The sequence below is a fragment of the Rubrivivax soli genome, assembly GCF_049810355.1.
In the GTDB taxonomy this organism is placed as follows: Bacteria; Pseudomonadota; Gammaproteobacteria; order Burkholderiales; family Burkholderiaceae_C; genus Rubrivivax.
Window position 1 is genome coordinate 4,222,303 of the sequence record NZ_CP187368.1, and the last position, 23,507, is coordinate 4,245,809.

Annotated in this window: 22 protein-coding genes; 8 read left to right on the forward strand and 14 right to left on the reverse strand. The window is 71.6% G+C overall.

The window, feature by feature from the left end:
• Positions 1-5: 5 nt before the first annotated feature.
• From ACPOLB_RS19295 to ACPOLB_RS19340, 10 genes are all read right to left on the reverse strand, one after another.
• Complete coding sequence (locus tag ACPOLB_RS19295; RefSeq protein ID WP_425257650.1) at positions 6-716, reverse strand: ABC transporter ATP-binding protein; 711 nt, start codon at positions 714-716, stop codon at positions 6-8.
• A complete protein-coding gene (locus ACPOLB_RS19300; protein ID WP_425257651.1) occupies positions 713-1,450 on the reverse strand; it encodes an ABC transporter ATP-binding protein in 738 nt (245 codons plus the stop codon). The genes ACPOLB_RS19295 and ACPOLB_RS19300 overlap by 4 nt, the downstream gene beginning before the upstream one ends.
• The gene (locus ACPOLB_RS19305) at positions 1,443-2,405 is read right to left on the reverse strand and encodes a branched-chain amino acid ABC transporter permease (protein ID WP_425257652.1); all 963 of its coding nucleotides are present in this window, start codon (positions 2,403-2,405) and stop codon (positions 1,443-1,445) included. The genes ACPOLB_RS19300 and ACPOLB_RS19305 overlap by 8 nt, the downstream gene beginning before the upstream one ends.
• Entirely contained in the window at positions 2,402-3,271 is an 870-nt protein-coding gene (locus ACPOLB_RS19310) for a branched-chain amino acid ABC transporter permease (protein ID WP_425257653.1), read from the reverse strand. Before ACPOLB_RS19310 ends, ACPOLB_RS19305 begins: the two co-directional genes overlap by 4 nt.
• Before the next feature lie 13 nt (positions 3,272-3,284).
• Positions 3,285-4,484, reverse strand: coding sequence for an ABC transporter substrate-binding protein (locus ACPOLB_RS19315; protein ID WP_425257654.1), 1,200 nt, complete (start codon positions 4,482-4,484; stop codon positions 3,285-3,287).
• A gap of 58 nt (positions 4,485-4,542) precedes the next feature.
• Positions 4,543-5,322: a GntR family transcriptional regulator gene (locus tag ACPOLB_RS19320; RefSeq protein ID WP_425257655.1), complete on the reverse strand. Its 780-nt coding sequence runs from the start codon at positions 5,320-5,322 to the stop codon at positions 4,543-4,545.
• A gap of 114 nt (positions 5,323-5,436) precedes the next feature.
• Entirely contained in the window at positions 5,437-6,522 is a 1,086-nt protein-coding gene (locus ACPOLB_RS19325; RefSeq protein ID WP_425257656.1) for a M14 family metallopeptidase, read from the reverse strand.
• Between the two features lie 6 nt (positions 6,523-6,528).
• Positions 6,529-7,728 carry a M20 aminoacylase family protein gene (locus tag ACPOLB_RS19330; protein ID WP_425257657.1) on the reverse strand — a complete coding sequence of 400 codons (1,200 nt, stop codon included), beginning with the start codon at positions 7,726-7,728 and terminating at the stop codon, positions 6,529-6,531.
• Positions 7,729-7,807: 79 nt separating this feature from the next.
• Positions 7,808-8,935 carry an ABC transporter substrate-binding protein gene (locus ACPOLB_RS19335; RefSeq protein ID WP_425257658.1) on the reverse strand — a complete coding sequence of 376 codons (1,128 nt, stop codon included), beginning with the start codon at positions 8,933-8,935 and terminating at the stop codon, positions 7,808-7,810.
• 70 nt (positions 8,936-9,005) lie between these two features.
• On the reverse strand, positions 9,006-10,157 hold the full coding sequence (locus ACPOLB_RS19340) for an ABC transporter substrate-binding protein (RefSeq protein WP_425257660.1): 1,152 nt from the start codon (positions 10,155-10,157) through the stop codon (positions 9,006-9,008).
• A gap of 67 nt (positions 10,158-10,224) precedes the next feature.
• Here ACPOLB_RS19340 and ACPOLB_RS19345 point away from each other — a divergent pair, with 67 nt between their 5' ends.
• From ACPOLB_RS19345 to ACPOLB_RS19355, 3 genes are read left to right on the forward strand one after another with little or no spacing between them, the layout of a single operon-like run.
• Positions 10,225-12,333, forward strand: a complete 2,109-nt coding sequence (locus ACPOLB_RS19345) for a molybdopterin-containing oxidoreductase family protein (protein ID WP_425257661.1) — start codon at positions 10,225-10,227, stop codon at positions 12,331-12,333.
• Entirely contained in the window at positions 12,333-13,406 is a 1,074-nt protein-coding gene (locus ACPOLB_RS19350; protein WP_425257662.1) for an aminopeptidase, read from the forward strand. The genes ACPOLB_RS19345 and ACPOLB_RS19350 overlap by 1 nt, the downstream gene beginning before the upstream one ends.
• Before the next feature lie 12 nt (positions 13,407-13,418).
• On the forward strand, positions 13,419-13,745 hold the full coding sequence (locus tag ACPOLB_RS19355) for a polyhydroxyalkanoic acid system family protein (RefSeq protein ID WP_425257663.1): 327 nt from the start codon (positions 13,419-13,421) through the stop codon (positions 13,743-13,745).
• 30 nt (positions 13,746-13,775) lie between these two features.
• Here ACPOLB_RS19355 and ACPOLB_RS19360 read toward each other — a convergent pair whose 3' ends face one another.
• Positions 13,776-14,030 (reverse strand): acyl-CoA-binding protein, encoded by a 255-nt coding sequence (locus ACPOLB_RS19360; RefSeq protein WP_425257664.1) that lies wholly within the window; start codon positions 14,028-14,030, stop codon positions 13,776-13,778.
• Positions 14,031-14,116: 86 nt separating this feature from the next.
• Here ACPOLB_RS19360 and ACPOLB_RS19365 point away from each other — a divergent pair, with 86 nt between their 5' ends.
• A complete protein-coding gene (locus ACPOLB_RS19365; RefSeq protein WP_425257665.1) occupies positions 14,117-15,565 on the forward strand; it encodes a wax ester/triacylglycerol synthase family O-acyltransferase in 1,449 nt (482 codons plus the stop codon).
• On the opposite strand, the gene ACPOLB_RS19370 is transcribed toward ACPOLB_RS19365, so the two are convergent.
• Both ACPOLB_RS19370 and ACPOLB_RS19375 read right to left on the reverse strand, forming a co-directional pair.
• On the reverse strand, positions 15,566-16,702 hold the full coding sequence (locus ACPOLB_RS19370; protein ID WP_425257666.1) for a DUF2157 domain-containing protein: 1,137 nt from the start codon (positions 16,700-16,702) through the stop codon (positions 15,566-15,568).
• Positions 16,703-16,746: 44 nt separating this feature from the next.
• Positions 16,747-17,661, reverse strand: coding sequence for a LysR family transcriptional regulator (locus tag ACPOLB_RS19375; RefSeq protein ID WP_425257667.1), 915 nt, complete (start codon positions 17,659-17,661; stop codon positions 16,747-16,749).
• A gap of 98 nt (positions 17,662-17,759) precedes the next feature.
• Here ACPOLB_RS19375 and ACPOLB_RS19380 point away from each other — a divergent pair, with 98 nt between their 5' ends.
• The 4 genes from ACPOLB_RS19380 to ACPOLB_RS19395 are packed head-to-tail and all read left to right on the forward strand — an operon-like array spanning position 17,760 to position 22,897.
• Positions 17,760-19,919: a thiamine pyrophosphate-dependent enzyme gene (locus ACPOLB_RS19380; protein WP_425257668.1), complete on the forward strand. Its 2,160-nt coding sequence runs from the start codon at positions 17,760-17,762 to the stop codon at positions 19,917-19,919.
• Positions 19,920-19,969: 50 nt separating this feature from the next.
• The gene (locus tag ACPOLB_RS19385; protein WP_425257669.1) at positions 19,970-20,947 is read left to right on the forward strand and encodes a Bug family tripartite tricarboxylate transporter substrate binding protein; all 978 of its coding nucleotides are present in this window, start codon (positions 19,970-19,972) and stop codon (positions 20,945-20,947) included.
• Position 20,948: 1 nt separating this feature from the next.
• Entirely contained in the window at positions 20,949-22,430 is a 1,482-nt protein-coding gene (locus ACPOLB_RS19390) for a DUF6537 domain-containing protein (protein ID WP_425257670.1), read from the forward strand.
• Between the two features lie 23 nt (positions 22,431-22,453).
• A complete protein-coding gene (locus ACPOLB_RS19395; protein ID WP_425257671.1) occupies positions 22,454-22,897 on the forward strand; it encodes an acyl-CoA thioesterase in 444 nt (147 codons plus the stop codon).
• 10 nt (positions 22,898-22,907) lie between these two features.
• On the opposite strand, the gene ACPOLB_RS19400 is transcribed toward ACPOLB_RS19395, so the two are convergent.
• A complete protein-coding gene (locus ACPOLB_RS19400) occupies positions 22,908-23,501 on the reverse strand; it encodes a hypothetical protein (protein WP_425257672.1) in 594 nt (197 codons plus the stop codon).
• Between the last annotated feature and the right edge of the window lie 6 nt (positions 23,502-23,507).

Sequence of the window (23,507 nt, forward strand, 5' to 3'; positions counted from 1 at the left end):
TGGCGCTACAGGCCCAGGTAGGCGCGGCGCAGGTCGTCGCTGGCCAGCAGCGCATCGGGCGTGCCCGAGAAGCGCAGCGTGCCGTTCTCCAGCACGTAGGCGCGGTCGGCGATGGCCAGGCTCTGCGCCACGTTCTGCTCCACCAGCAGCACCGCCAGGCCTTCGGCGTGCAGGCGGCGGATCAGCGTGAACATCTCCTCCACCAGCAGCGGGCTCAGGCCCAGCGAGGGTTCGTCCAGGATCAGCAGCCGCGGCTCGGCCATCAGCCCGCGGCCGATCGCCAGCATCTGCTGCTCGCCGCCGCTGAGCGTGCCGGCCTTCTGCGCCACGCGTTCGCGCAGCCGCGGGAAGATGCCGAACACGCGCTCCAGGTTCTGCGCGCGGCGCGGCCGGGCGCGCGTGAAGCCGCCGAGTTCCAGGTTCTCCAGCACGTTCAGGTTCGGGAACACGCGCCGGCCCTCGGGCACCTGGATCAGCCCGGCCTGCACCACGGCGCGGTAGTGCGCGTTGGTGATGTCGGCACCGTCGAAGACCACGCGGCCGGCGGTGGCGGGCACCAGACCGCTCGTGACGTTGTTCAGCGTCGACTTGCCCGCGCCGTTGCTGCCCAGCAGCGCGACGATCTCGCCCGGCTGCACCTGCAGGTCCACGCCGCGCAGCACCTCGACGCGGCCGTAGCCGGCGCGCAGTTGGGTGATGTCGAGCAAGGCCGTCATCGCGCCAGCCTCGCAGCGGCCCCAGGGCCGAGATAGGCCTCGATGACACGCTCGTTGCGCGTCACGTCGGCGGGCGTGCCCTCGGCGATCAGCTGCCCCTGCGCCAGCACCCACACGTGCTGCGCCAGGTGCATCACGGCCTGCATCACGTGTTCGATCATCAGTACCGTCACGCCGCTGTCGGCGATGCCCTGCACCACCGGGATCATCTCGCCGATCTCCTGCGGGTTCAGCCCCGCCAGCACCTCGTCCAGCAGCAGCAGCTTCGGCCGCGTGGCGAGTGCGCGCGCCAGCTCCAGGCGCTTGCGGCCGGCCACGGTGAGGTCGGCGGCCGGCTTGTCGAGCTGCGGCGCCAGGCCCACGCGCTGTGCCACGGCCTCGGCCGCCGCCAGCGCGGCGGCGCGCCGGGGCTCGTGCAGGTGGGCGCCGACGGCGATGTTCTCGCGCACCGTCTGCGCCGCGAACGGCTGCACGATCTGGAAGGTGCGCGTCATGCCGTCGCGCGCGTTCAGGTGCGGCGCGCGGCCGGTGATGTCGTGGCCGTCGAAGACGACGCGGCCGCCGTCGGGCCGCAGGAAGCCCGACATCAGCGCGAACAGCGTCGTCTTGCCGGCGCCGTTGGGGCCGATCAGCGCGCACAGGCTGCCGGCGGGCACGCCGAAGGAGACGTCCTGCACCGCCTTCAGGCCGCCGAAGGCGATGCGCAGGCCCTGCAGTTGCAGCAGCTCAGCCACGGCGTCCCTTCCACAGGTCGCGCACCGACCGGCCCACGCCCGACAGCCCGCGCGGCACGAACAGCACGATCAGCACCAGCACGCTGCCGTAGATCACCATGTTCAGGCCCGGCAGGTTGCCGAACAGGTTGCGCGTGGTCTCGGCCAGCGTGTGCAGCACCACCGCGCCCAGCAGCGGCCCCCACAGCGTGCCCAGGCCGCCGACGATGGCGCCCACCAGCGCTTCCACCGACACCGCGGGCCCGAACACGATGCCGGGGTCGATGTACTGGTACATCTGCAGGTAGAAGGCGCCGGCCGCGCCCATGAACGCGGCCGACAGCCCCGTGGCCACGAGCTTGGTGCGGTAGGGGTCGACGCCGATGGCACGCGCCGCGTCCTCGTTGTCGCGCACCGCCTGCAACTGCGCGCCGAAGCGCGAGTGGCGCAGCCAGGCCGTGAGCAGCAGCGCCGCCACCACAAAGCCGCCGATGACCGCGATGTAGCCGTGGCGCGAGACGAACTGCAGGTGCATCGACGACGGCTTCAGCGGCAGCATCATGCCGACGCCGCCGCCGGTGAACTCCACCGACACCGCGAGGATGCGGAAGACCTCGGCGAAGGCCAGCGTCACCAGCGCGAAGTACGAGCCCTTGAGCCCGTAGCGGAAGGCCAGCGCGCCGACGAACAGCCCCACCAGCGCGGCGGCCGCCACCGCCAGCGCCAGCGCCGGCCAGGCGTTGAGCCCGTGCGCCACCTGCGCGACCGCGCTGGCGTAGGCGCCGACGCCGAAGAACAGCGCGTGGCCGAAACTGAACTGGCCGCCGAAGCCGCCCAGGATGTTCCAGGCCTGCGCCAGCAGCGCCGCGTACAGCGTCATCGTGATCGCATTCAGCGCCACGCCCGAGCTCGTGGCGGCCGTCAGCGCGGCCAGCGCCAGTGCGAACAGCGCGATGAGCAGCAGGTCGCGTTTCATGCGCGGGCTCCGAACAGGCCTTGCGGGCGGAACAGCAGCACCGCGATGAAGATCGCGAAGATGCCGATCTGTCCCAGCGATTCGCCGAGGTACAGCCCGCACAGCGACTCCACCACGCCGATCAGCAGCCCGCCCAGCAGCGCGCCGGCGAAGCTGCCCATGCCGCCGAGCACGACGATGGTGAAGGCCACCAGCACGAAGCCCGAGCCGACCTGTGGGTTCACGTAGTACGCCGGCAGCAGGAAACACGCCGCCGCGCCCAGGCAGGCCAGGCCGATGCCGAAGCTGAGGGCGTAGACGTGCTCGACCGCGATGCCCATCAGCTTCGCCCCCTGCTTCTCCTTGGCCACCGCGCGGATCGCACGGCCCAGGTCGGTGCGGTTCACCACCCACAGCAGCAGCGCCGACGTGGCCAGCGCGCCGCCGAAGGCCACCAGCTTCGGCAGCGCGATGAAGGCCGGGCCGATCTGCACCGTGCTCAGCGTGTAGGCGGTCTCGATGCTGCGCGTGTCGCTCTTGAAGGCCATCAGCGCCAGGTTCTCCAGCACGATGGACAGGCCCAGCGTGACGAGCAGGATGTTCTCGTCGCGGCCGTGGCTGGCGTGCTCGATCACCACGCGCTGCAGCCCGTAGCCCAGCACGAACATGCCCGGCACCACGATGGGCAGCGCCAGGTAGGGGTCGATGCCCAGGTGCTGCTTCAGCAGGTAGACGGCGTACAGCGCCACCATCAGCGCCGCGCCGTGCGCGAAGTTGATGATGTGCAGCACGCCGTAGATCAGCGTCAGCCCGAGCGCGATCAGCGCGTACACCGCGCCGGTCGTGAGCCCGTTCAGCAGCGACGGGAAGAGGATGTCGAAGCCCAAGGCGTGCAGGTCCTCAGGCGCGCAGCGGGAAGATGGGGTCGACCTCGCGGTAGTCGCGCGGCACGATGACGCGGATGTCGCCCTTCACCACCTGCGTCATCAGCGGCTGCGCGCCGGTGTTCTGGCCGTTGACGAACTTGGTGGCGCCGTAGGGCATGAAGTGGTCGGCGAAGCTGCTGCTCTCGAGCGCGGCGGTGATGGCGGCGCGGTCGGCGCTCTTCGCGCGCTCGATCGCGTCGGCCAGCAGCAGCACCGCGGTGTAGGTGTTGAACACCTCGTAGGTGAAGAACAGCCCCTTCTTCTCGACCCGCGCGCGCAGCGCGGCGGCGCGCTTGTCCTTCGGGTTGAACCAGTGGTTGCAGTCGATGATGCCGTTGGCGGCGTCCGGGAATTCCTTCAGGAACTTGTAGCTCGACGCCGCGCCGCCCAGCACCGAATAGATGGCCTTGGGCACCACCTTCTGCTGCTGCATCGTGCGCACCAGCAGTGCGTACTCGTTGTAGTAGTTGGCCGGGATCACGATGTCCGGGTTCACAGCCTTCATGCGCAGCACGATGTTGTTGAAGTCGCGCGTGGGGTTGGCGTGCTTGACGACCTCCTTCACCTCGAAGCCGTAGCCGGGCAGCTCGCGCGCCAGCAGGTTGGCGGTGCCGGTGCCGAACAGGCTTTCCTCGTGGATGATCATCACTGTCTTCGCCGGCTTGCCCGCCACGCTGTTGAGCACGTGCAGGTTGTTCACGGCGATGCTGGCGCAGGTCTTGTAGCCGGGGCCGAAGCGGAAGGTGTTCTTCAGCCCGCGCTCGACGATCTGGTCGGCCACGCCCACGTCCACCACGTGCGGCAGGTTGTACTTGGCGGCCGCCTGCGTGGTGGCCAGGCAGATCGCGCTGGCGAAGGCGCCGACCACGGCCGAGACGCCGGCCTCGTTCATCTTCTCGATCTCGGCGGTGCCGGCCTGCGGGTTGCTCTGCGCGTCGCCCAGCAGCACTTCCAGCTTGGCGCCGCCCAGGCTCCTGATGCCGGCCTTGTTGATGTCCTCGATGGCCATCAGCGCACCTTCGCGGCACTGCTGGCCGCTGAAGGCCAGCGCGCCCGTGACCGGGTGCAGGATGCCGACCTTCACCGGTTTCGGCTGCGCGCCGGCGACGAGCGGGAAGGCCAGCGCCGACGCCGTGGCGGCGGTCTGCTGGATGAAGCTGCGGCGGTTGCTCATGGCGTTCTCTCCTGTCGTCGGGTGAGGGTGGTTCGGTGCAGGTGTTCCGTGCGGACGTTCAATGGAAGTGCGCGGAGATCTCGGTGCTGACCCAGACCTTGGCGTCGATGCCGCCCACGCGCGAGAGCTGCATCTCGTACTGGTAGCGGTCGGGGCGGTACAGGCCGTGCAGCCACTGCACGGGCCGGTCGGCGTCGTCGTGGATCAGCCGCGTCACGGCCAGCAGCGCCGAGCCCACCTGCACGTCGAGGTGGCGCGCCACGGCGGCGTCGGCCAGCTTCGCCGAGATGGTCTGCACCGCGCGGCCGATGCGCACACCCGACTCTTCCAGCAGGATCAGCAGCGGCTTGGCCGCCAGCTCGCGGCGGCCGAAGCCGCGCGCCAGCGGCTCGGGCACGTGGGTGGTGATCAGCGACAGCGGCCCTTCGCGCGTGGAGCGCACGCGCACGGCCTTCTGCACGGCGGCGCCGGGCGGCAATCGCAGCGCCTGGGCCACGGCTTCGGGCGCGGGCAGCACGTCGCAGGCCAGCACGCGCACCTTGGTGCGCAGGCCCATCGAGACGATGTTCTCCAGCAGTCCCGTGAGGTGGGCGCGCTGGCCCTCGCGCGCGGCCGGACGTCCCGCGCGCGGCACGGTGCCGCGGCCCGGCGTGCGGTCGATCAGGCCCTCCGCGGCCAGCTGCTCCAGCGCCCGGCGCACGGTGACGCGGGCGACGCCGAACTGCTCGGCCAGCGCCAGCTCGCCGGGCAGGCCGCCGGCGAACCCGCCGTCCTGCAACTGCTCGCGCAGCACCAGGTAGATCTGGTGGTACTTGGGCAGCGGCAGGTCGGCCTTCACGGGCCTGACCGTAATTCTGGTCCTAATGTTCTGTCAATAGGACAAATGCGGCGGGCTTTGTCCCATGTGGTCCCATGTGGTCCCGTGCGCGCTGCCGCGACCGGCAGCGCGGAACTACGCGGCCAGGCCGGCCAGCCCGGTCACGGCCTGCCGCGCGGCCTGCAGACCCTGTTCGACGATCTGCCGCTTCCAGGCCGGCGTGTCGACGTAGAAGGCGTCGCGCAGCTGCTGCTTGATGGCCGCGCGCTGCGCGGGCGGCGCCTCGGGGTGGTTCTGCAGCCACTGGTCGGCGCGCAGCGCGTTGGTGACGTCGTCCCAGGGCAGCGTGCCGTACTCCAGCGCGATGCCGGTGTAGGCGGCCTGCGCGCATTCCTGGTAGGCGGCGTCGAACATCATGCCGGTGAGCCGCGCCGAGGTGGAGCTGCCGTCGTAGATGGAGGTCACGTCACCCCACCAGGCCCGGGCGCGGGCCACGTTGGCGGCGTCGTCGTGGCCCGCGTAGATCCTCTCGCCGTGGCCGCTGGGGCCCAGCCCCGTGTGCAGGTCGATCCACGCCAGCTGCGTGCAGCGTGTGGCGTGTGCGCGCAGTACGCTGCGCAGCGTCTGCTGGCTCCAGGTGGGCGCCCGGCCACCGTAGAACAGGCCGTCGGGGTGCGTGTGCTGCCCGGCGCTGAGCGCCGTCTGCAGCGCGCGCGCGCCGTGCGCGGCGCCGAAGGCCGCCAGCTGCGCCGTGGTCTCGGGCGTGGGCGGCCACAGGTCGGGCACGAACGCCGCCGCCAGCTGCTCGTAGGCCGGGTTGACCGGCAGCGGGCGGTCGAAGTCGTGCCAGTTGCGGTTCAGGTCGACGTTCTCGTGCGTGGTGCGCCGCCACCACGAGAAGCCCCAGGGGTTGAGGCCGTGCACGTAGAGCACGGCCACGCCGGCGCGGGCGGCGTCGGCATGGAAGCCGGCGTCGGCGAGCAGCGCGTTCTGCACGCCCGAGCCGCAGAAGCCCTCGACGCCGTGGCAGGCGCTGCTGACCAGCAGCAGGCGGGGCGCGTCGGCGCTGCCGGCACGCACCACGTCCATCGCCAGCGTCTCGCCGTCGCGGCCGGGCAGCGGGTGCACGTGCGGCTGCACCGACAGGCCGGCGGCCTGCGCCGCGTCCAGGAACTTGCCGCGCGCCTCGGCGTAGGTCTGGGCGAAGAAGGCGTCGCTCATGCAGACTCAGGCCGCACGCGGCGTGCCGAGCCACTTCTCGGCCAGCCGCACCCAGGCGGTTGCGCCCAGCGGGATCAGGTCGTCGTTGAAGTCGTAGCTGGGGTTGTGCAGCATGCAAGGGCCCAGGCCGTGGCCGCCCTCGCGGTGCGCGCCGTCGCCGTTGCCGATCAGGAAGTAGCAGCCCGGCAACTGCTGCAGGAAGAAGCTGAAGTCCTCGGCGCCCATCGTGGGCTCGAACTCCTGCACGTTCTCGGGGCCGACCACCTCGCCCAGCAGCGCGCGCGCGAAGGCGGTCTCCTTCGCGTGGTTCACGGTCGGCGGGTAGTTGCGCTTGAAGCTGAACTCGCAGCGCGCCTCGAACGCGGTGCAGGTGGCCTCGGCGATCTGCTGCATGCGCCGCTCGACCATGTCGAGCACCTCGGTCGTGAAGGTGCGCACCGTGCCCCGGATCTCGCAGCTGTCGGGGATGACGTTGGTGGCCTCGCCGGTGTGGATCATCGTCACCGAGATGACCGCGGTCTCGATCGGCTTCTTGTTGCGCGTGACGATGGTCTGGAAGGCCTGCACCATCTGGCAGGCCACCGGCACCGGGTCGACGCCGTTGTGCGGCAGCGCGGCGTGCGCGCCCTTGCCGCGGATCACGATCCTGAACTCGTTGGAGCTCGCGAACACCGGCCCGCTCTTCAGTGCGAACTGGCCGACCGCCATGCCGGGCCAGTTGTGGGCGCCGAAGATGGCCTCCATCGGGAACTTCTCGAACAGGCCGTCCTTGATCATCTCGTGCGCGCCGCCGCCGCCTTCCTCGGCCGGCTGGAACACGAGGTAGACGGTGCCGTCGAAGTTGCGGTGGCGGCTCAGGTGCTTCGCCGCGGCCAGCAGCATCGCGGTGTGGCCGTCATGGCCGCAGGCGTGCATCCTGCCGTGGTGCTGGCTGCGGTGCGGGAAGTGGTTGTGCTCGGTCATCGGCAGCGCGTCGATGTCGGCGCGCAGGCCCACGGCGCGGTTCGACGTGCCGTTCTTGACGATGCCGACCACGCCGGTCTTGCCCATGCCGCGGTGCACTGGGATGCCCCACTCGGTGAGCGACTTGGCAATCAGGTCGGAGGTGCGCACTTCCTCGAAGCAGAGCTCGGGGTGCGCGTGGATGTCGCGTCGCAGCGCCGTGACGCTGGCGGCGTCGGCCAGGATGGACTCGATCAGTTGCATGGCTGCTCCCCGCGACGGGGCGGTGTTCGGTGGAAGCGGCCATCTTACCCAGGGCGGTGTGCCCCGGGTGCGGGACGGGTCAGCGCCGGACCTTGCCGTCGCCGGTCAGCATCGACAGGTCGACGAAGCTCGATCCCTGGTGGTCGCGCGCGCTGTAGCTGACCTGGTAGCCGCCGGCGTCGAAGCGCTGCAGGGTTTCCAGCCCGGCGATGAGCCCGTCGCGCGTGGCGCTGCCGGCGCGGCGCAGCCCTTCGGTGAAGATCTTGGCCGCCATGTAGCCCTCCATGCTGGAGTAGTTGGCCGTGGCGTCGCCGCCGGCCTGCTGCACGGCCTCGCGGTATTCCCGCGCGATCGGCGTCGTGGTGCTGAACGGGAACGGCATGACCTGGCTGACGACCACGCCCAGGCCGTCCTTGCCCAGTTCGTCGGCCAGTGCCTGCGTGCCGACGAACGACACGTTGTAGAACGTGCCGCCGTAGCCGGCCTTGCGCGCGGCGCGGATGAACGCCGCGCAGCCCTTGTAGGCGCCGATCTGCACCACCGCGTGCGGCTGCTTGGCGACGATGGCGCCGACGGCCGCGGCCACGTCCACCGAGTTGCGCTCCACCAGGCCGATGGCCGCCGGCTCCAGCTTCTGCGCCTTCAGCGCGCGGACCACGCCGTCCAGGCCGGCCTGGCCGTAGCTGTCGTTCTGGCGGAACACCGCGATGCGCGTCAGTCCCAGCGAGGTCAGCTGCTTCACGATCAGCGCCGTCTCGTCGTAGTACGAGGCGCGCACGTGGAAGACGTAGCGGCTGAAGGGTTCGCGCAGCGCCTCGGCGCCCGTGAACGGGCCGATGAAGGGGATGCGCGCCGCGTTCACCAACGGCAGCGCGGCCAGCGAGGTCGGCGTGCCGACGTAGCCGAAGAGCGCGAACACGTCGTCCCTGATCAGCGTCTCGGTGTTGGCCTTGCAGCGGTCGGGCTCGTAGCCGTCGTCCAGCGACTTCAGCTCGATGGTGCGGCCGTTGACGCCGCCCTGGGCGTTCAGGCGGTCGAAGTAGATCCGGGCGCCGCGGTTCATCTGCAGGCCGAGCTGGGCCGCCGGGCCGCTGAGCGCGCAGGACTGGCCGAGCACGAGACGGCGGTCGGACTGGGCCCAGGCCGGCAGCGCCAGGGCGGCAGCCGGGCCGGAAGCGAGGAGGGACAGGGCGTGGCGGCGATGCATCCGAGGGGGCTCCGTGGAAACGAGAGGTCACGAGGACCGCCGCAGATGCTAGTCGGCCGGGGACGCGGCGTCAGTGAATGAATCGACCGTCTTTGCCGAAAATCGCCAGATCCACGTACTTCGCGCCCTCGTGGTCGCCCGGCCGGAAGCGCAGGCGCAGTCCGCCCAGGTCGGCCTGCAGGCCCTGCAGGCCCGCCAGCAGGCTGGCGCGCGTGGGCGCGGTGCCGGCCGCGCGCAGCGCCAGCACCAGCGCCTTGGCGGTCAGGAAGCCCTCGAGACCGCCGTAGCTGAAGTCGGCGTCGGGGCGCGCGCGGCGCAACGCCTCCTGGTACTCGCGCGTGATCGCGTGCTTGCGTTCCCAGGGGCTGGGCACCACCTGCGTGAACACCATGCCGTGCGCCAGGGTGCCGAGGCTGCGCGCCAGTTCGGTCGAGCCCGAGTTCACCGCCATCATCAGCGTGCGGGCGCCGGCGCGCCTGACGAGAGCCACCAGCTTGCCGTAGGGCCCGATGCTGCCGTGGTTGAAGCACAGGCCGGGCTGGGTGGCGGCGATCTGACGCGCCATGGTGTCGATGTCGGCATCGGCCAGGCCCGACTTCGCGGCCAGCGGCAGCGTCAGCTGCAGGCCGAGCTCGTCGCACAGCAGGCGCACGTTGGCCAGGTGGGCGCGGCCGACGTCGGTGTCGCTGTGGAAGAACGCCGCCGTGCGCAGCCCCAGGCTGTGGCCGTAGCGCAGCAGCTCGCGGAACTCCTCGCGGTGTTCGGCCCGCACCGGAAACACCATCTCCTGGTGCGGCCTGCGCAGCGACGGCGAGCCCGCCATCGGCCCGAAGAAGGGCACGCGCGCGGTGCTGGCCACCTCGGCCACGGCCGTCGACGGCCCGCCCTCGATGCTGCCGAAGAGCATGAAGACGCCTTCCTGCACGAGCTGCCGCGCGTTGGCGGCGGCGCGCTGGCTGCTGTTGTCGTCGTCCAGCGTGCGCAGCACGATGCGGCGCCCGTTCACGCCCCCCGCGGCGTTCACGGCGTCGAGCTGCAGACGCACGCCTTCGTGGACGGCCACGCCCACCAGGTTCTTGCCGCCTTGCAGCGTGATGCTCTGCCCGACGGTGAGCGTGTCCGCCCCGACGCCGGGCTCGGCGGCGGCGGCGCCGGGCAGCGCCAGCGCACCGAACAAGGCCGCGGCCTGGCGGCGGGTGAGGATCGGAGCGTGGTGGTGCATGGTGGGCGCCTTCTGTGGTGCCCGGTCGTGGCACCATCGCAGAGCAGCCCGGATTATTTCATCAGTCATGACGAATATCGCCCAGAACACGCCAGAAAGTGCGCAACAGCACACGACCGCCGCCAGCCGCGTCGTGCGCGCCGCCTGTCCGCACGACTGCCCCGACACCTGCGCGATGCTGGTCACGGTGGAAGACGGCCGTGCCGTGCGGGTGCAGGGCAACCCCGAGCACGCCACCACGCAGGGAGCGCTGTGCACCAAGGTCAGCCGCTACCCCGAGCGCACCTACCACGCCGAACGTGTGCTGCAGCCGCTGAAGCGGGTGGGTCCGAAGGGCAGCGGGCAGTTCGAGCCGGTGTCGTGGGACGCGGCGCTGGACGACATCGCGGCGCGGCTGCGTGCCATCGCCGCGCGCGACCCGCAGGCCATCCTGCCCTACAGCTACGCGGGCACGATGGGCCTGGTGCAGGGCGAGAGCATGGCCGCGCGCTTCTTCCACAAGCTCGGCGCCTCGCTGCTGGACCGCACGATCTGCGCCTCGGCCGGCGGTGACGCGCTGGCCGCCACCTACGGCGGCAAGGTCGGCATGCGCATGGAGTTCTATGCCGAGAGCCGGCTGATCCTGATCTGGGGCAGCAACTCGATCGCGTCGAACCTGCACTTCTGGACGCTGGCGCAGCAGGCCAAGCGCAACGGCGCGAAGCTGGTGTGCATCGACCCGCGCCGCACCGAGACGGCCGAGAAGTGCCACCAGCACATCGCGCTGCTGCCCGGCACCGACGGCGCGCTGGCGCTGGGGCTGATGCACGAGCTGATCGTGCACGACTGGCTCGACCACGACTACATCGCCCGCCATGTCGACGGCTGGCCGGCGCTGCGCGAGCGCGCGCTGCAGTGGCCGCCCGAGCGCGCGGCGGCGGTCTGCGGCATCAGCGCCGACGAGGTGCGTGGCCTGGCGCGCGACTACGGCAGCACGCGGCCGGCGGCCATCCGGCTGAACTACGGCATGCAGCGTGTGCACGGCGGCGGCAACGCGGTGCGGCTGGTGGCGCTGCTGCCCTGCCTGACGGGCGCCTGGCGGCATCGCGCCGGCGGCATGCTGCTGTCGGCGTCGGGCTGGTTCAAGCCCGCGCGCGACGACGCCTGGCTGCAGCGGCCCGACCTGCTGGCCGGCCGCCAGCCGCGCACCATCAACATGAGCACCATCGGCGACGACCTGCTGCGCGCCGCCTCGCCCGCCTTTGGGCCGAAGATCGAGGCCGTCGTCGTCTACAACAGCAACCCGGTGGCGGTGGCGCCGCACAGCGGCCGCGTCGTCGCCGGCTTCCGGCGCGAGGACCTGTTCACCGTGGTGCTGGAGCACTTCCTCACCGACACCGCCGACCACGCCGACTACGTGCTGCCCGCCACCACGCAGTTGGAGCACTGGGACGTGCACGGCGCCTACGGCCACACCAGCGCGCTGCTGAACGAGCCCGCGATCGCGCCGCTGGGCCAGAGCCGCCCCAACACCGCGATCTTCCGCGCGCTGGCCGCGCGCATGGGCTTCACCGAGCCGTGTTTCGCCGACGACGACGAGACGCTGGTGCGCGGCGCCTACAAGCCCGAGGTGGTGCCGTTCGCGCTGCTGCAGCGCCAGGGCTGGGCGCCGCTGCCGGTGCCCGACGCGCCGTTTGCCGAAGGCGGCTTCCCCACGCCCAGCGGCAAGGTGATCGTCGACGCGCCCGGCCTGGGCGTGCCCGACCACGTGCCCAACCACGAAAGCGCTGCGACCACGCCCGAACTGGCGGCGCGCTACCCGCTGGCGATGATCTCGCCGCCGGCGCGTCACTTCCTCAACAGCACCTTCGTCAACGTGAAGAGCCTGCGCAGCATCGAGGGCGAGCCGCTGGTGGAACTGCACCCGCAGGACGCGGCGGCGCGTGGCATCGCCGACGGCGACGTCGTGGTGGTGTTCAACGACCGCGGCCGCCACGTCTGCCGCGCGGCGCTGAACGCGCGCGCGCGGCCGGGCGTGGTCAACGGCCTGGGCGTGTGGTGGCGCAAGTTCGGCCGCAACGGCACCAACGTCAACGAGCTCACGCACCAGCGGCTCACCGACATCGGCCGCGCGCCGTCGTTCTACGACTGCCTGGTCGAGGTTGCGCCCGAGACCGCCGCAGCGCCCGGCGCCTGATGCGCGGGCGTCGCGTCGTCGTCGCGGCAGCGGGGCTGGCAGCCCTGCTGACGCTGCCCGGCTGCGGCACGACGGGCGGGCTGGGCTACTACGCGCAGGCGGTCGGCGGCCACCTCGACCTGCTGCAGCGCACGCGCCCCGTCGCCGAGTGGCTGGACGACCCGGCCACGCCGCCCGCGCTGCGCGAGCGCCTGCTGCTCACGCAGCGCCTGCGCGACTTCGCCACGCAGGAACTGCTGCTGCCCGACAACCGCAGCTACCGCGGCTATGCCGACCTGCAGCGCAGCGCCGTGGTCTGGAACGTGGTGGCCGCCCCCGAGCTGTCGCTGACGCTGAAGACCTGGTGCTTCCCGCTGATGGGCTGCGTCGGCTACCGCGGCTACTTCAGCCGCGCGCCGGCCGACGCGCTGGCGGCCGAACTGCAGGGCCAGGGCTGGGAGACCAGCGTCTACGGCGTGCCGGCCTACAGCACGCTCGGCTGGACCAACTGGCTGGGCGGCGACCCGCTGCTGAACACCTTCGTGCACTGGCCCGAAGGCGAGCTGGCGCGGCTGATCTTCCACGAACTGGCGCACCAGGTGGCCTACGCCGCCGACGACACCACGTTCAACGAGTCGTTCGCCGGCGCGGTGGAACGCATCGGCGGCCAGCGCTGGCTGCAGCGGCATGCCAGCGCCGAGGCCCGCGCCGAACACGCGGCGCAGGAGGCGCGCCGCGAGGACTTCCGCGCGCTCACGGCCCGCACCCGCGCGCAGCTGCTGGCCGTGTACGCCAGCGACGCCGGCGACGCCGACAAGCGCCGCCGCAAGGCCGAGGTGCTGGCCGCGATGCGCGCCGAGCACGCCATGCTCAAGGCCACGCGCTGGAACGGTGACAGCCGCTACGACGGCTGGATCGCGCGTGCCAACAACGCAGCCTTCGGCGTGCAGGCGGCCTACAACGAGCTGGTGCCGCAGTTCGAGGCGCTGTTCGAGCGCAGCGGCGGCGACTTCCAGCGCTTCTACGCCGAGGTGCGCACGCTGGCCGCCTTGCCGAAAGACGAACGCCGCGCCAGACTGGCCGGCCCACCCTGAGGAGACCCGCCCGTGTCCGACATCAAGATCCACCGCGCGCACAGCCTGGGCCTGGCCAAGGCCCGCAAGATCGCCTGGCAGTGGGCCGAGCAGGTCGAGCAGCAGTTCGACATGGAGTGCTCGGTGATCGAAGGCGAGACCAGCGACACCGTGGAGTTCAAGCGCAGCGGCGTCAACGGCACGCTGATCGTCGCGGCCGACCACTTCGACCTGAACGCCAAGCTCGGCTTCCTGCTCGGTGCCTTCAGCAAGACGATCGAAGGCGAGATCCAGAAGAACCTGGACGCGCTGCTGGCCAAGGGCGGCACGCCCGCGAAGAAGGCGAAGAAGGCGGGCTGAAGGCGGCCTGCGGGCGAGCAGCCCGCCGGCCTACTTCAGGCTCTCGATCAGGTCGATGTACTCCTGCATCGCCTCGTCGGCGCTCTTGCCCTTGAAGCCGGCCCAGGCGTCGTACTTGGCGCGGCCCACCATGTCGGTGAAGCCCGGACGCTTGCCTTCCACGTCACCGGCCGTGGCCTGCTTGTACAGCGCGTAGATCTTCAGCAGCGTCATGTTGTCGGGCTTCTCGGGCAGGCCCTTGCTCGCGGCAACGGCGGCTTCGAAGGCGGCTTTCAGGTCGGCCATGGCGTGACTCCCGTGCGTGAAACTCAGAATAGACGCTCGTGATGTTACCCAGCATCGTCAACGCCCCCGCGTCAAGGAGAACCCCGATGGCCGAAGCCGAGCGCATGTCGCGCGTCGATACCGCGTGGCTGCGCATGGACAACGAGGTCAACCTGATGATGATCGTCGGGGTCTGGCTCATCACCCCCGGCATCACGCTGCAGGCGCTGCGCGAGCGCGTCGCCGACAAGCTGCTGAAGTACGACCGCTTCCGCCAGAAGGCGGTGCAGGACGCGATGGGCGCCACCTGGGTGCCCGACCCGGACTTCGACATCGCGCACCACGTCGTGCATGCCACGCTGCCGCGCGTGAAGGGGCAGGGCGAGCGCGCCGCGCTGCAGGCGCTGTGCGGGCAGCTCGCCACCACGCCGCTGGACCACGACCGGCCGCTGTGGCAGTTCCACCTGGTCGACGGCTACGAAGGCGGCTCGGCGCTGGTGGCGCGCGTGCACCACTGCATCGGCGACGGCATCGCGCTGATCTCGGTGATGATGTCCATCACCGACGGCGGCGCCGACCCGCCGAAGCGCCGCCGCCGCGGCAGCGCCGACGCCGAGGCCGGACCGCACGAAGGCGACTGGCTCGCCGACGCGGTGCTCAAGCCGCTGACCGACATCACCGTGAAGGCCATCGGCATGTACGGCGGCGGGGTGGCGAAGTCGATGGAGATGCTGTCGCATCCGCAGCAGGGGCTGATGGGCTCGCTCGACATGGCCAAGCAGGGCTACCAGGTCGTCAGCGACGTGGCGGCGCTGGCGCTGATGGCCGACGACGCGCCGACGCTGCTGAAGGGCAAGCCGATCGGCCGCAAGGTGGTGGCCTGGGGCGAGCCGCTGCCGCTGGACGCGGTGAAGGTGGTGGGCAAGGCGCTGCACTGCTCCATCAACGACGTGCTGCTGTCGTGCGCCGCCGGCGCCATCGGCGGCTGGCTGCGCGCGCAGGGCGAGGACCCCACCGGCAAGGAGATCCGCGCGATGGTGCCGGTGAACCTGCGGCCGCTGGACAAGGCCTGGCAGCTCGGCAACCGCTTCGGCCTGGCGCCGCTGGTGCTGCCGATCGGCATCGACAACCCGGTGGAGCGCGTGTACGCGGTGCGCCAGCGCATGCGCGAGCTCAAGGGCAGCTACCAGCCGCTGCTGGCGTTCGCGGTGCTGGCGATGGCGGGCCTGTTCATCAAGCCGGTGCAGGACGCGGTGCTGGGCATGTTCGCGAAGAAGGCCACCGCGGTGATGACCAACGTGCCGGGCCCGGCGGTGCCGCTGCAGCTGTGCGGCTCGACGTTGCGCCAGACGATGTTCTGGGTGCCAGCCTCGGGCGACATCGGCGTCGGCGTCAGCATCCTCAGCTACGGCGGTGGCGTGCAGTTCGGGCTCATCACCGACCAGAAGCTGTGCCCGCACCCGCAGGAGATCATCGACCGCTTCGAGCCCGAGTTCCAGCAACTGCTGCTGCTGGCGCTGATGCTGCCCTGGGGCGACGAGGCCGAGAGCCTGTGATCACGGCGGCGGCAGCCAGCCGCGCAGCGCCGGCGGCAGCCGCCGCCACAGCGCGGCCTGCACGGCCTGCTCGTGCCGCTGCCACCACAGGCCGGCCACGATGACGGCCAGGCCGATGGCGGTCAGCGCCACCGGAAACAGCAGGCTGTCCTCGAACACGCGCGCGCTCAAGTAGCCCAGGTAGCCCGCCACGCCGAAGGCGCCGCAGACCGTGAACACGCGCCGCTGCAGCACCGCGCCGAGCACGACGAAGCCCAGGTTCAGCGCGGCGTAGGCGGCCTTGGCCAGCTCGCTGTCGGTCTGCCGGGCGCTGAGCGCGCCCCAGAAGCTCAGCATGCCCAGCAGGTACAGCCAGAAGGCGTAGTCGCGCCGCGAGCCCGGCGCCCGCGGGTCGCGGCTGCGGCTGCGCTGGTCGATCCAGAACGCCAGCAGCACCATCAGCAGGCCGAAGAACATCGAGAAGTCGCGGTAGAACTCCCAGGCGCCCGGCGTGTCGCGCGCCACCACCAGGCGTGCCAGGTCCATGCCCAGGTACCACAGCGTGAAGGCCACCGGCATCGTCAGGAACGGCGTGCGCAGCGCCCACAGGGCCAACGCGGCGGCCACCAGCGTCACCAGTTCCAGCGTGAGCCAGCGCCAGTCGATGCGGGTGTGGTACGCCGCGTAGCGCTCGGTGCCGCCTTCGGGCCACAGGCCCAGCAGCTGCTGCAGCGCCCAGGTGGCCAGCGGCACCAGGCACACCGCCAGCGTGGCCAGGATGCCTGCCGGCACCTCCAGCGCGCGCGCCTGCAGCGCCCGCGCCGCCCACACGCACAGGGCGGCGTACACCACCGCGATGGCCAGCAGCGCCGCCGGCCCCAGGCGCTCGAAGCCCTGCGTCATGAACAGCGTGGCCGCGCCGATGGCCAGCAGCCCGCCCAGGTAGTACAGCGTGTGGGTGAAGGTGAAGCGCGCGTCTTCGGGTGCGCCGACCGGGGTGCTGCCGGCGCGGTCGGCCAGGAAGCGCCACAGCGCATCGGCCGTGCCGGGCGGCAGCTGCTGCTGGCGGGCGGCGGCGTCGAGGTCGCCGCGCCGGATGGTGATGGCGCCGGCGGCGTGCCCGCGCCTGCCTTCAGGGGTGTCGTCGGCGGTCTGCATGGGCGCAGTATCCATGGCCCGGGGGTGCCCGGCGGCGGCCGGCGTCAGTGTGCGCCGCGCCGCCGCGGCGTCGGCGTGAACCGCATCGCCTGCGCCTGCGCACGCAGCCAGCGGTGGCCGGGGTCGTGGTTCTGGCGCCAGGTCCAGTGCATGGCCACGGTGAAGGGCGGCAGGCCCAGGTCGGGCTCCAGCACCTGCAGCGCGTGGTGCTGCGCGAAACGCAGCGCCGGGCGCAGCGGCATGATGACCGCCAGGTCGGTGGCGGCCAGGATCGGCGGCACCACCGTGAAGTGCGGCAGCGTCAGGCGGATGCGCGGCTGCAGCCCCAGCAGGTGGAGCGCGCGGGCCGGCTCGGCGTGGCTGGCCACCAGGATGAAGTCCAGCGCCTCCAGCGCCGCACGGTCGCGCAGCGCGCGCGCCTGCGGGTGGCCGCGCCGCAGCAGCACCACGTAGCGTTCCTGCAGCAGCGGTGCGCTTTCCACGCCCAGCAGGCCGGGCAGGTAGCCGAAGGCGAGGTCGAGCCGGCCGTCTTCCAGCGCCGGGGCGATGGCCTCGGGCGCCAGCTGCACCGCCTCGACGCGCACGCCGGGCGCGCTGCGGCCGATGCCGGCCATCAGCAGCGGCAGGAACTCGTCGGCGCCGATGTCGCTCATGTGCACCGCGAAGCGCCGCTGCGAGTGCGCGGCGTCGAAGTGCTCGGCCTCGTGCAGCGCCACGTCGATCAGCTGCAGCGCCGCCTCCACCTGCCGCGCCAGCTGCTCGGCGCGCGGCGTGGGCCGCACGCCGCCGGGCGCGCGCGTGAACAGCGGGTCGTGCAGCGCCAGCCGCAGCCGCGTGAGCGCGTGGCTCACGGCCGGCTGCGACATGCCCAGCGCGTCGGCCGCGCGGCTGACGCTGCGTGCCGTGTGCACCGCAGCAAACACGTGCAGCAGGTTCAGGTCGAGGTCGCGGACATGCATGCCGTGCATCGTACTTAGAAAGAACATGGCATGGACGCATGGCACGCGGCTGCCTACAGTCGCTGCATTCCAAGAACACGGGCACGAGACAGGCCGACATGGAAGTCCAGTTCACCGAACAGATCCAGCAGCTGCAGCTGGGGGCTGGCGACACCTTCCATGGCGAAGGCATCCTGGCCATCACGAAGGCGCTGCTGCAGTCGGGCGTGGCCTACATCGGCGGCTACCAGGGTGCGCCGGTGTCGCACCTGCTCGACGTGATGGTGCAGGCCCGGCCCTACCTCGACACGCTGGGCGTGCACGTGGAAGCCTGCTCGAACGAGGCGTCGGCCGCGGCGATGCTGGGCGCCTCGCTGCACTACCCGCTGCGCGGCGCGGTGACCTGGAAGAGCATCGTCGGCACCAACGTCGCCGCCGACGCCTTGAGCAACCTGGCCTCGCCGGGCGTGGTGGGCGGCGCGCTCATCGTGGTGGGCGAAGACTACGGCGAAGGCGCCAGCGTGATCCAAGAGCGCACGCACGCCTACGCGATGAAGAGCACGCTGGCCCTCTTCGACCCGCGGCCGGAGCTCGGCAACATGGTGCGGATGGTCGAGCACGCCTTCGCGCTCAGCGAGGCCAGCAACATGCCCGCGGTGATGGAACTGCGCATCCGCGCGTGCCACGTGCGCGGCACCTTCGAGGCCCGGGACAACGTGGCGCCGACGCTGTCCACGCGCGCGCTGATCGACGAACCCGCGGGCTTCGACTACATGCGGCTGGCGCACCCGCCGGTGACCTTCCGCCACGAGAAGCTGAAGATCGAGCAGCGCATTCCCGCGGCGCAGGCCTACATCGCCGCGCACCGGCTGAACGAACACCTGGACGGCCCGCGCCGCGAGGTCGGGCTGGTGGTGCAGGGCGGGCTGTTCAACGCGCTGCAGCGCGCGCTGCAGACGCTGGGCCTGGCCGACGCCTACGGCGACAGCGCGGTGCCGATCCTGGTGCTGAACGTCACCTACCCGGTGGTGCCGGCGGAGGTGGGCGCCTTCTGCGCGGGCAGGCGCGCGGTGCTGGTGCTGGAGGAAGGCTCGCCCGAGTACATCGAGAAGGACATCGCGCAGGCGCTGCGCCGCGGCGACGTGCAGACCACGCTGCACGGCAAGGACCTGCTGCCGGCCGCCGGCGAGTACACGGTGGAAGCGATCGTGCCGGGGCTGCTGGCCTTCATCGAACGGCACCTGCCCGATGTGGACCTGGCCCCCGCGCGCGCCTGGCTGGCCGCCAACGCCGCGCGCCGTGCCGACGTGGCGCAGGCGCTGGGCGCGCTGCCGGCGCGGCCGCCGGGCTTCTGCGTCGGCTGCCCCGAGCGGCCGGTGTTCAGTGCGCTGAAGCTGGCGCAGCAGAACGTGGGCCCGGTGCACATCGCGGCCGACATCGGCTGCCACGCGCTGGCCACCTTCGAACCCTTCAGCAGTGGCCACTCGATCCTGGGCTACGGCATGAGCCTGGCCAGCCGTGCCGGCGTGTCGCCCATGATGCAGCGGCGCAGCATCGCCATCATGGGCGACGGCGGCTTCTGGCACAACGGGCTGCTCACCGGCGTGCAGGCGGCGCTGTTCAACGGCGACGACGCGGTGCTGGTGATCATGAAGAACGGCTACACCTCGGCCACCGGCACGCAGGACATCCTGAACACGCCCGACGACGACGACAAGGCCGCGGCGGCGAAGAACGACACGCTGCACCAGAGCCTGGCGCACAAGAACCAGAGCATCGAGGACACGCTCCAGGGCATGGGCCTGCAGTGGCTGCGCGTGGTCGACAACTACGACGTCGACGCGATGCGGCGCACGCTGCAGGAAGCGTTGACGAGCCCGTACAACGGCCTGAAGGTGGTGGTGGCCGAAGGCGAATGCCAGCTCGAGCGCCAGCGCCGCATCAAGCCCTGGATCGCCGGCCTGCTGGCGCGCGGCGAACGCGTGCAGCGCGTGAAGTACGGCGTCGACGAGGACGTGTGCACCGGCGACCACGCCTGCATCCGGCTCTCGGGCTGCCCCACGCTGACGCTGAAGGACAACCCCGACCCGCTGAAGGTGGACCCGGTGGCCACCGTGATCGACGGCTGCGTCGGCTGCGGGCTGTGCGGCGCCAACGCGCATGCCGCGACCCTGTGCCCCAGCTTCTACCGCGCCGAACTCGTGCGCAACCCGCGCTGGCACGAACGCCTGCTGGCGCGCGTGCGCGAAGCCGTCACCGGGGCGCTGCGCCCGGCATGAACCACCGGGCCACTGGGCCCGACATGTACACCAACGACAGGAGACACACGATGCGACGCCGTCTGACCCTTGCCCTGGCCGCCATGGCCGCCGCCGCTGCCGTGCTGGCCGCGCCGGGCGCATACGCGCAGGCCTTCCCGTCCAAGCCGCTGAAGCTGGTGGTGAACTTCCCGCCCGGCGGCGCGGCCGACGTCATCGGCCGCGCGCTCGCGACGCAGTTGTCCGAGCAGCTGAAGCAGCAGGTGGTGGTGGAGAACAAGCCCGGGGCCAACGGCAACCTGGGCGCCGACCTGGTGGCGAAGTCGCCGGGGGACGGCCACACGCTGCTGATGAGCAGCGGCGGCGCCGTCACGGTGAACCCGTTCCTGTACACCAAGATGCCCTTCGACGCCGAGCGCGACCTGCTGCCGGTGGCCAGCGTCGCGCGCGTGCTGGTGTTCCTGATGGCGCACCCGTCGCTGCCGGTGAACAACGCCGCCGAGTTCATCGCCTATGCCAAGGCTAACCCGGGCAAGCTCAGCTTCGGCTCGGCCGGCAACGGCAGCAGCCCGCACCTGGCGGGCGAGATGTTCAAGCGCCAGGCGAAGTTCGACGCCCAGCACGTGCCATACAAGGGTGCGGCGCCGGCCCTGGTGGACCTGCTGGCGGGCCAGGTGCAGTTCATGTTCGACCCAGGCCCCGGCCTGCGCCACGCGAAGGAAGGCAAGCTCAAGCTGCTGGCCGTGGGCAGCCCGCGCCGCAGCAGCGCCGTGCCCGACACGCCCACGCTGGCCGAGGCCGGCATGGCAGGCTTCGACGCCGACACCGTGTTCGGCATCTACGCGCCCAACGGCACGCCGGCCGCGGTGGTGGCGCAGCTGCACGACGAGATCAACAAGGCGCTGGCCACGCCGCGCTTGCAGGACGTGATCAAGGGCATCGGCGGCGAGGTGGCCGTCGGCACGCGCGGCGACTTCATCGCCGGCCAGGCGCGCGACCGCCAGCGCTTCGGCGCCTTCATCCAAGAGATCGGCCTGAAGCTCGACTGACGTGACGCAGCAGCCCATCACCATCCTGGTCTGCGCGCTCGGCGGCGAAGGCGGCGGCGTGCTGGCCGAATGGCTGTACGGTGCCGCCGTGCGCGCCGGCCACCCGGCGCAGAGCACGTCGATCCCCGGCGTGGCGCAGCGCACTGGCGCCACCACGTACTACGTCGAGATCTACCCGCAGCGGCAGCAGCAGCTGGGCGACCGGCGCCCCGTGTTCAGCCTGAACCCGGTGCCGGGCGCCATCGACCTGCTGGTGTCGTCGGAGCTGCTGGAGACCGTGCGCCAGGTCGGCAACGGCATGAGCTCGGCCGAGCGCACGCTGGTCATCAGCTCGACCGCGCGCGCGCTGACGGTGGCCGAGAAGATGCAGCAGACCGACGGCCGCGTCGACGCCGCGGCGCTGGTGGCCACGCTGCAGCGCCACGCGCGTGCGGCCGAGCTGCTGGACCTGGCGGGCATGGCGCAGCAGGCGGGCACGGTGGTCAGCTCGGTGCTGCTGGGCGCCATTGCCGGCAGCGGGCTGCTGCCGTTCGGACGCGACGTGTTCGAGGCGCAGATCCGCGCCGGCGGCAAGGGCAGCCGCGGTGTCGAGGCCAGCCTGCGCGGCTTCGCGCTGGCGTTCGACGCCGTGCGGCAGCGCCGCGCCCAGCAGGCGGTGGTGGACGCGGCGCTGGCGCCTGCACCGCCACCCGACCTGCGCGCGCTCGCGCGGGCGCGCCTGCTGGCCTACCAGGACGCCGCCTACGTGCGCCTGTACGACGAGCGTCTGGCGCGCCTGCAGGCGGCAGGCGCCGGCGCCGAGACGCTGCACGAGATGGAGCGCTGGCTGGCGCTGTGGATGGCCTTCGACGACATCGTGCAGGTGGCGGGGCTGAAGCTGGCGCGCAGCCGGCTCGTGCGCGTGCGGCGCGAGGTGGCGGCGCGCGACGACGAGATCCTGAAGCTGTACGACCACTTCAAGCCCGGCGTGCCCGAGTTCGCAGCGCTGCTGCCGGCCGGCCTGGCGCAGCGCCTGCAGGCCTGGGACCGGCGCCGCGTGGCGGCCGGCAAGGACCCCTGGGCGCTGACGCTGCAGCTGGGCACGCACACGGTGACCGGCGTGCTGGCGCTGCGGCTGGTGGCGGCGCTGAAGGGCCAGCGCCGGCGCGGCCAGCGCTTCGCGCAGGAGCAGGCGCTGATCGAACGCTGGGTGGGCGCGGTGCAGCGCGCGGCGGGGCGCGACCCCGCGCTGGCACTGGAACTGGCGCGCTGCGGGCGCCTGATCAAGGGCTACGGCAGCACCAACGAACGCGGCAAGGAAGCGCTGCTGCACACCATCGACCACCTGCACACGGCCGGTGCCGTGCGCGCGGCGCGCGAGGCCGCGCTGGCCGACGACGCCGGCCGTGCCTTCGACCGCACGCTGCAGGCGCACGGCGCCCCGCCCCGCGCGCCGCGCGAGCAGGCCATCCGCTGGTACAAGCGCAAGCCTGGATCCGCCTAGAGAACACCGGGAGCGCACCCGCCATGCAAGCAACCACGCCAGCCACGCCCCCCGCCGACACCACCGGCCTGTACACGCTGCCGGTGGAGTTCGGCGACTGCGACCCCGCGGGCATCGTCTACTTCCCGAACTTCTACCGCTGGATGGACGCCGCCAGCCGCCACTGGTTCGTGCTGCGCGGCGTGGCCAGCTGGCGCGACGCCGAGGCACGCTGGGGCGTGGTCGGCACGCCCATCGTCGACGTGCAGACGAAGTTCATGAAGCCCGCGATGTACGGCGACCGCCTGGCCATCGAGACCGTCGTGGTGGAGTGGCGCAACAAGAGCTTCGTGCAGCGCCACCGCATCTGGCGCGGCGCCGACCTGCTGGTGGAAGGCACCGAGGTGCGTGTGTTCGCGGCACGTGGCCCCGGCGGCGTGGGCGTGCGCGGCGTGCCGGTGCCCGACGAGATCCGGGCGCTGGGCTGACGCGGCGGCGCTACTGCAGCTCGGCCGCGGCCGTCTGGAACGCCTGCAGCAACTGGACCAGCGCGGCATCGGCGGCACGCTTGGCCGAGAGCGAGAAGTCGTTCTTGAACTCGCTGAACTCGGCCTTGCCCTCGGCCGAGGCGCGTACTTCCTTCACCAGCCTGCCTTGCAGGTCCTCGACGCGGCAGACCACGTCGACCGTGAAGGCCGTAGGCGGCCAGGTCAGCAGGCTGGACGACGAGGAATTCGTCGTGATGGTCGGCCGCACGATGTAGTGCAGACCCTGCGTCATCACCTTGGGGTCGGTGGCGCCAGCCACCTGCACAACATTGGCGAAGCTCTGCGACAGCACCACGTACAGGCCGGCCTCCAGGTCACGGTACGGCTGGTAGCGCACCTTGTCGCCACCGCCGCCGGGCGTGGTGACTTCCCGCTGGCGTTCTTCGTCGCTGATCTGCAGCCCCACGCCTTTCTGGATCTTCTGCGCGCTGGCCGCCTGCAGCTTGCTGATGTCGGGGTTCAGCGAGATCGGGTGGGCGCAGCCCACCAGCAGGGCGACGAAGGCGGCCAGCAGGCCGGCGCAGAACAGGCGGTGCACGGGCATGGCGCG

Coding starts and splice junctions, on each gene's coding strand:
- ACPOLB_RS19325 (WP_425257656.1), bottom strand. CDS start 6,522: ATGAGCGACGCCTTCTTCGCCCAGACCTACGCCGAGGCGCGCGGCAAG.
- ACPOLB_RS19375 (WP_425257667.1), bottom strand. CDS start 17,661: ATGCATGTCCGCGACCTCGACCTGAACCTGCTGCACGTGTTTGCTGCG.
- ACPOLB_RS19295 (WP_425257650.1), bottom strand. CDS start 716: ATGACGGCCTTGCTCGACATCACCCAACTGCGCGCCGGCTACGGCCGC.
- ACPOLB_RS19335 (WP_425257658.1), bottom strand. CDS start 8,935: ATGCATCGCCGCCACGCCCTGTCCCTCCTCGCTTCCGGCCCGGCTGCC.
- ACPOLB_RS19400 (WP_425257672.1), bottom strand. CDS start 23,501: ATGCCCGTGCACCGCCTGTTCTGCGCCGGCCTGCTGGCCGCCTTCGTC.
- ACPOLB_RS19385 (WP_425257669.1), top strand. CDS start 19,970: ATGCGACGCCGTCTGACCCTTGCCCTGGCCGCCATGGCCGCCGCCGCT.
- ACPOLB_RS19330 (WP_425257657.1), bottom strand. CDS start 7,728: ATGCAACTGATCGAGTCCATCCTGGCCGACGCCGCCAGCGTCACGGCG.
- ACPOLB_RS19365 (WP_425257665.1), top strand. CDS start 14,117: ATGGCCGAAGCCGAGCGCATGTCGCGCGTCGATACCGCGTGGCTGCGC.
- ACPOLB_RS19340 (WP_425257660.1), bottom strand. CDS start 10,157: ATGCACCACCACGCTCCGATCCTCACCCGCCGCCAGGCCGCGGCCTTG.
- ACPOLB_RS19315 (WP_425257654.1), bottom strand. CDS start 4,484: ATGAGCAACCGCCGCAGCTTCATCCAGCAGACCGCCGCCACGGCGTCG.
- ACPOLB_RS19350 (WP_425257662.1), top strand. CDS start 12,333: ATGCGCGGGCGTCGCGTCGTCGTCGCGGCAGCGGGGCTGGCAGCCCTG.
- ACPOLB_RS19380 (WP_425257668.1), top strand. CDS start 17,760: ATGGAAGTCCAGTTCACCGAACAGATCCAGCAGCTGCAGCTGGGGGCT.
- ACPOLB_RS19395 (WP_425257671.1), top strand. CDS start 22,454: ATGCAAGCAACCACGCCAGCCACGCCCCCCGCCGACACCACCGGCCTG.
- ACPOLB_RS19370 (WP_425257666.1), bottom strand. CDS start 16,702: ATGCAGACCGCCGACGACACCCCTGAAGGCAGGCGCGGGCACGCCGCC.
- ACPOLB_RS19360 (WP_425257664.1), bottom strand. CDS start 14,030: ATGGCCGACCTGAAAGCCGCCTTCGAAGCCGCCGTTGCCGCGAGCAAG.
- ACPOLB_RS19305 (WP_425257652.1), bottom strand. CDS start 2,405: ATGAAACGCGACCTGCTGCTCATCGCGCTGTTCGCACTGGCGCTGGCC.
- ACPOLB_RS19345 (WP_425257661.1), top strand. CDS start 10,225: ATGACGAATATCGCCCAGAACACGCCAGAAAGTGCGCAACAGCACACG.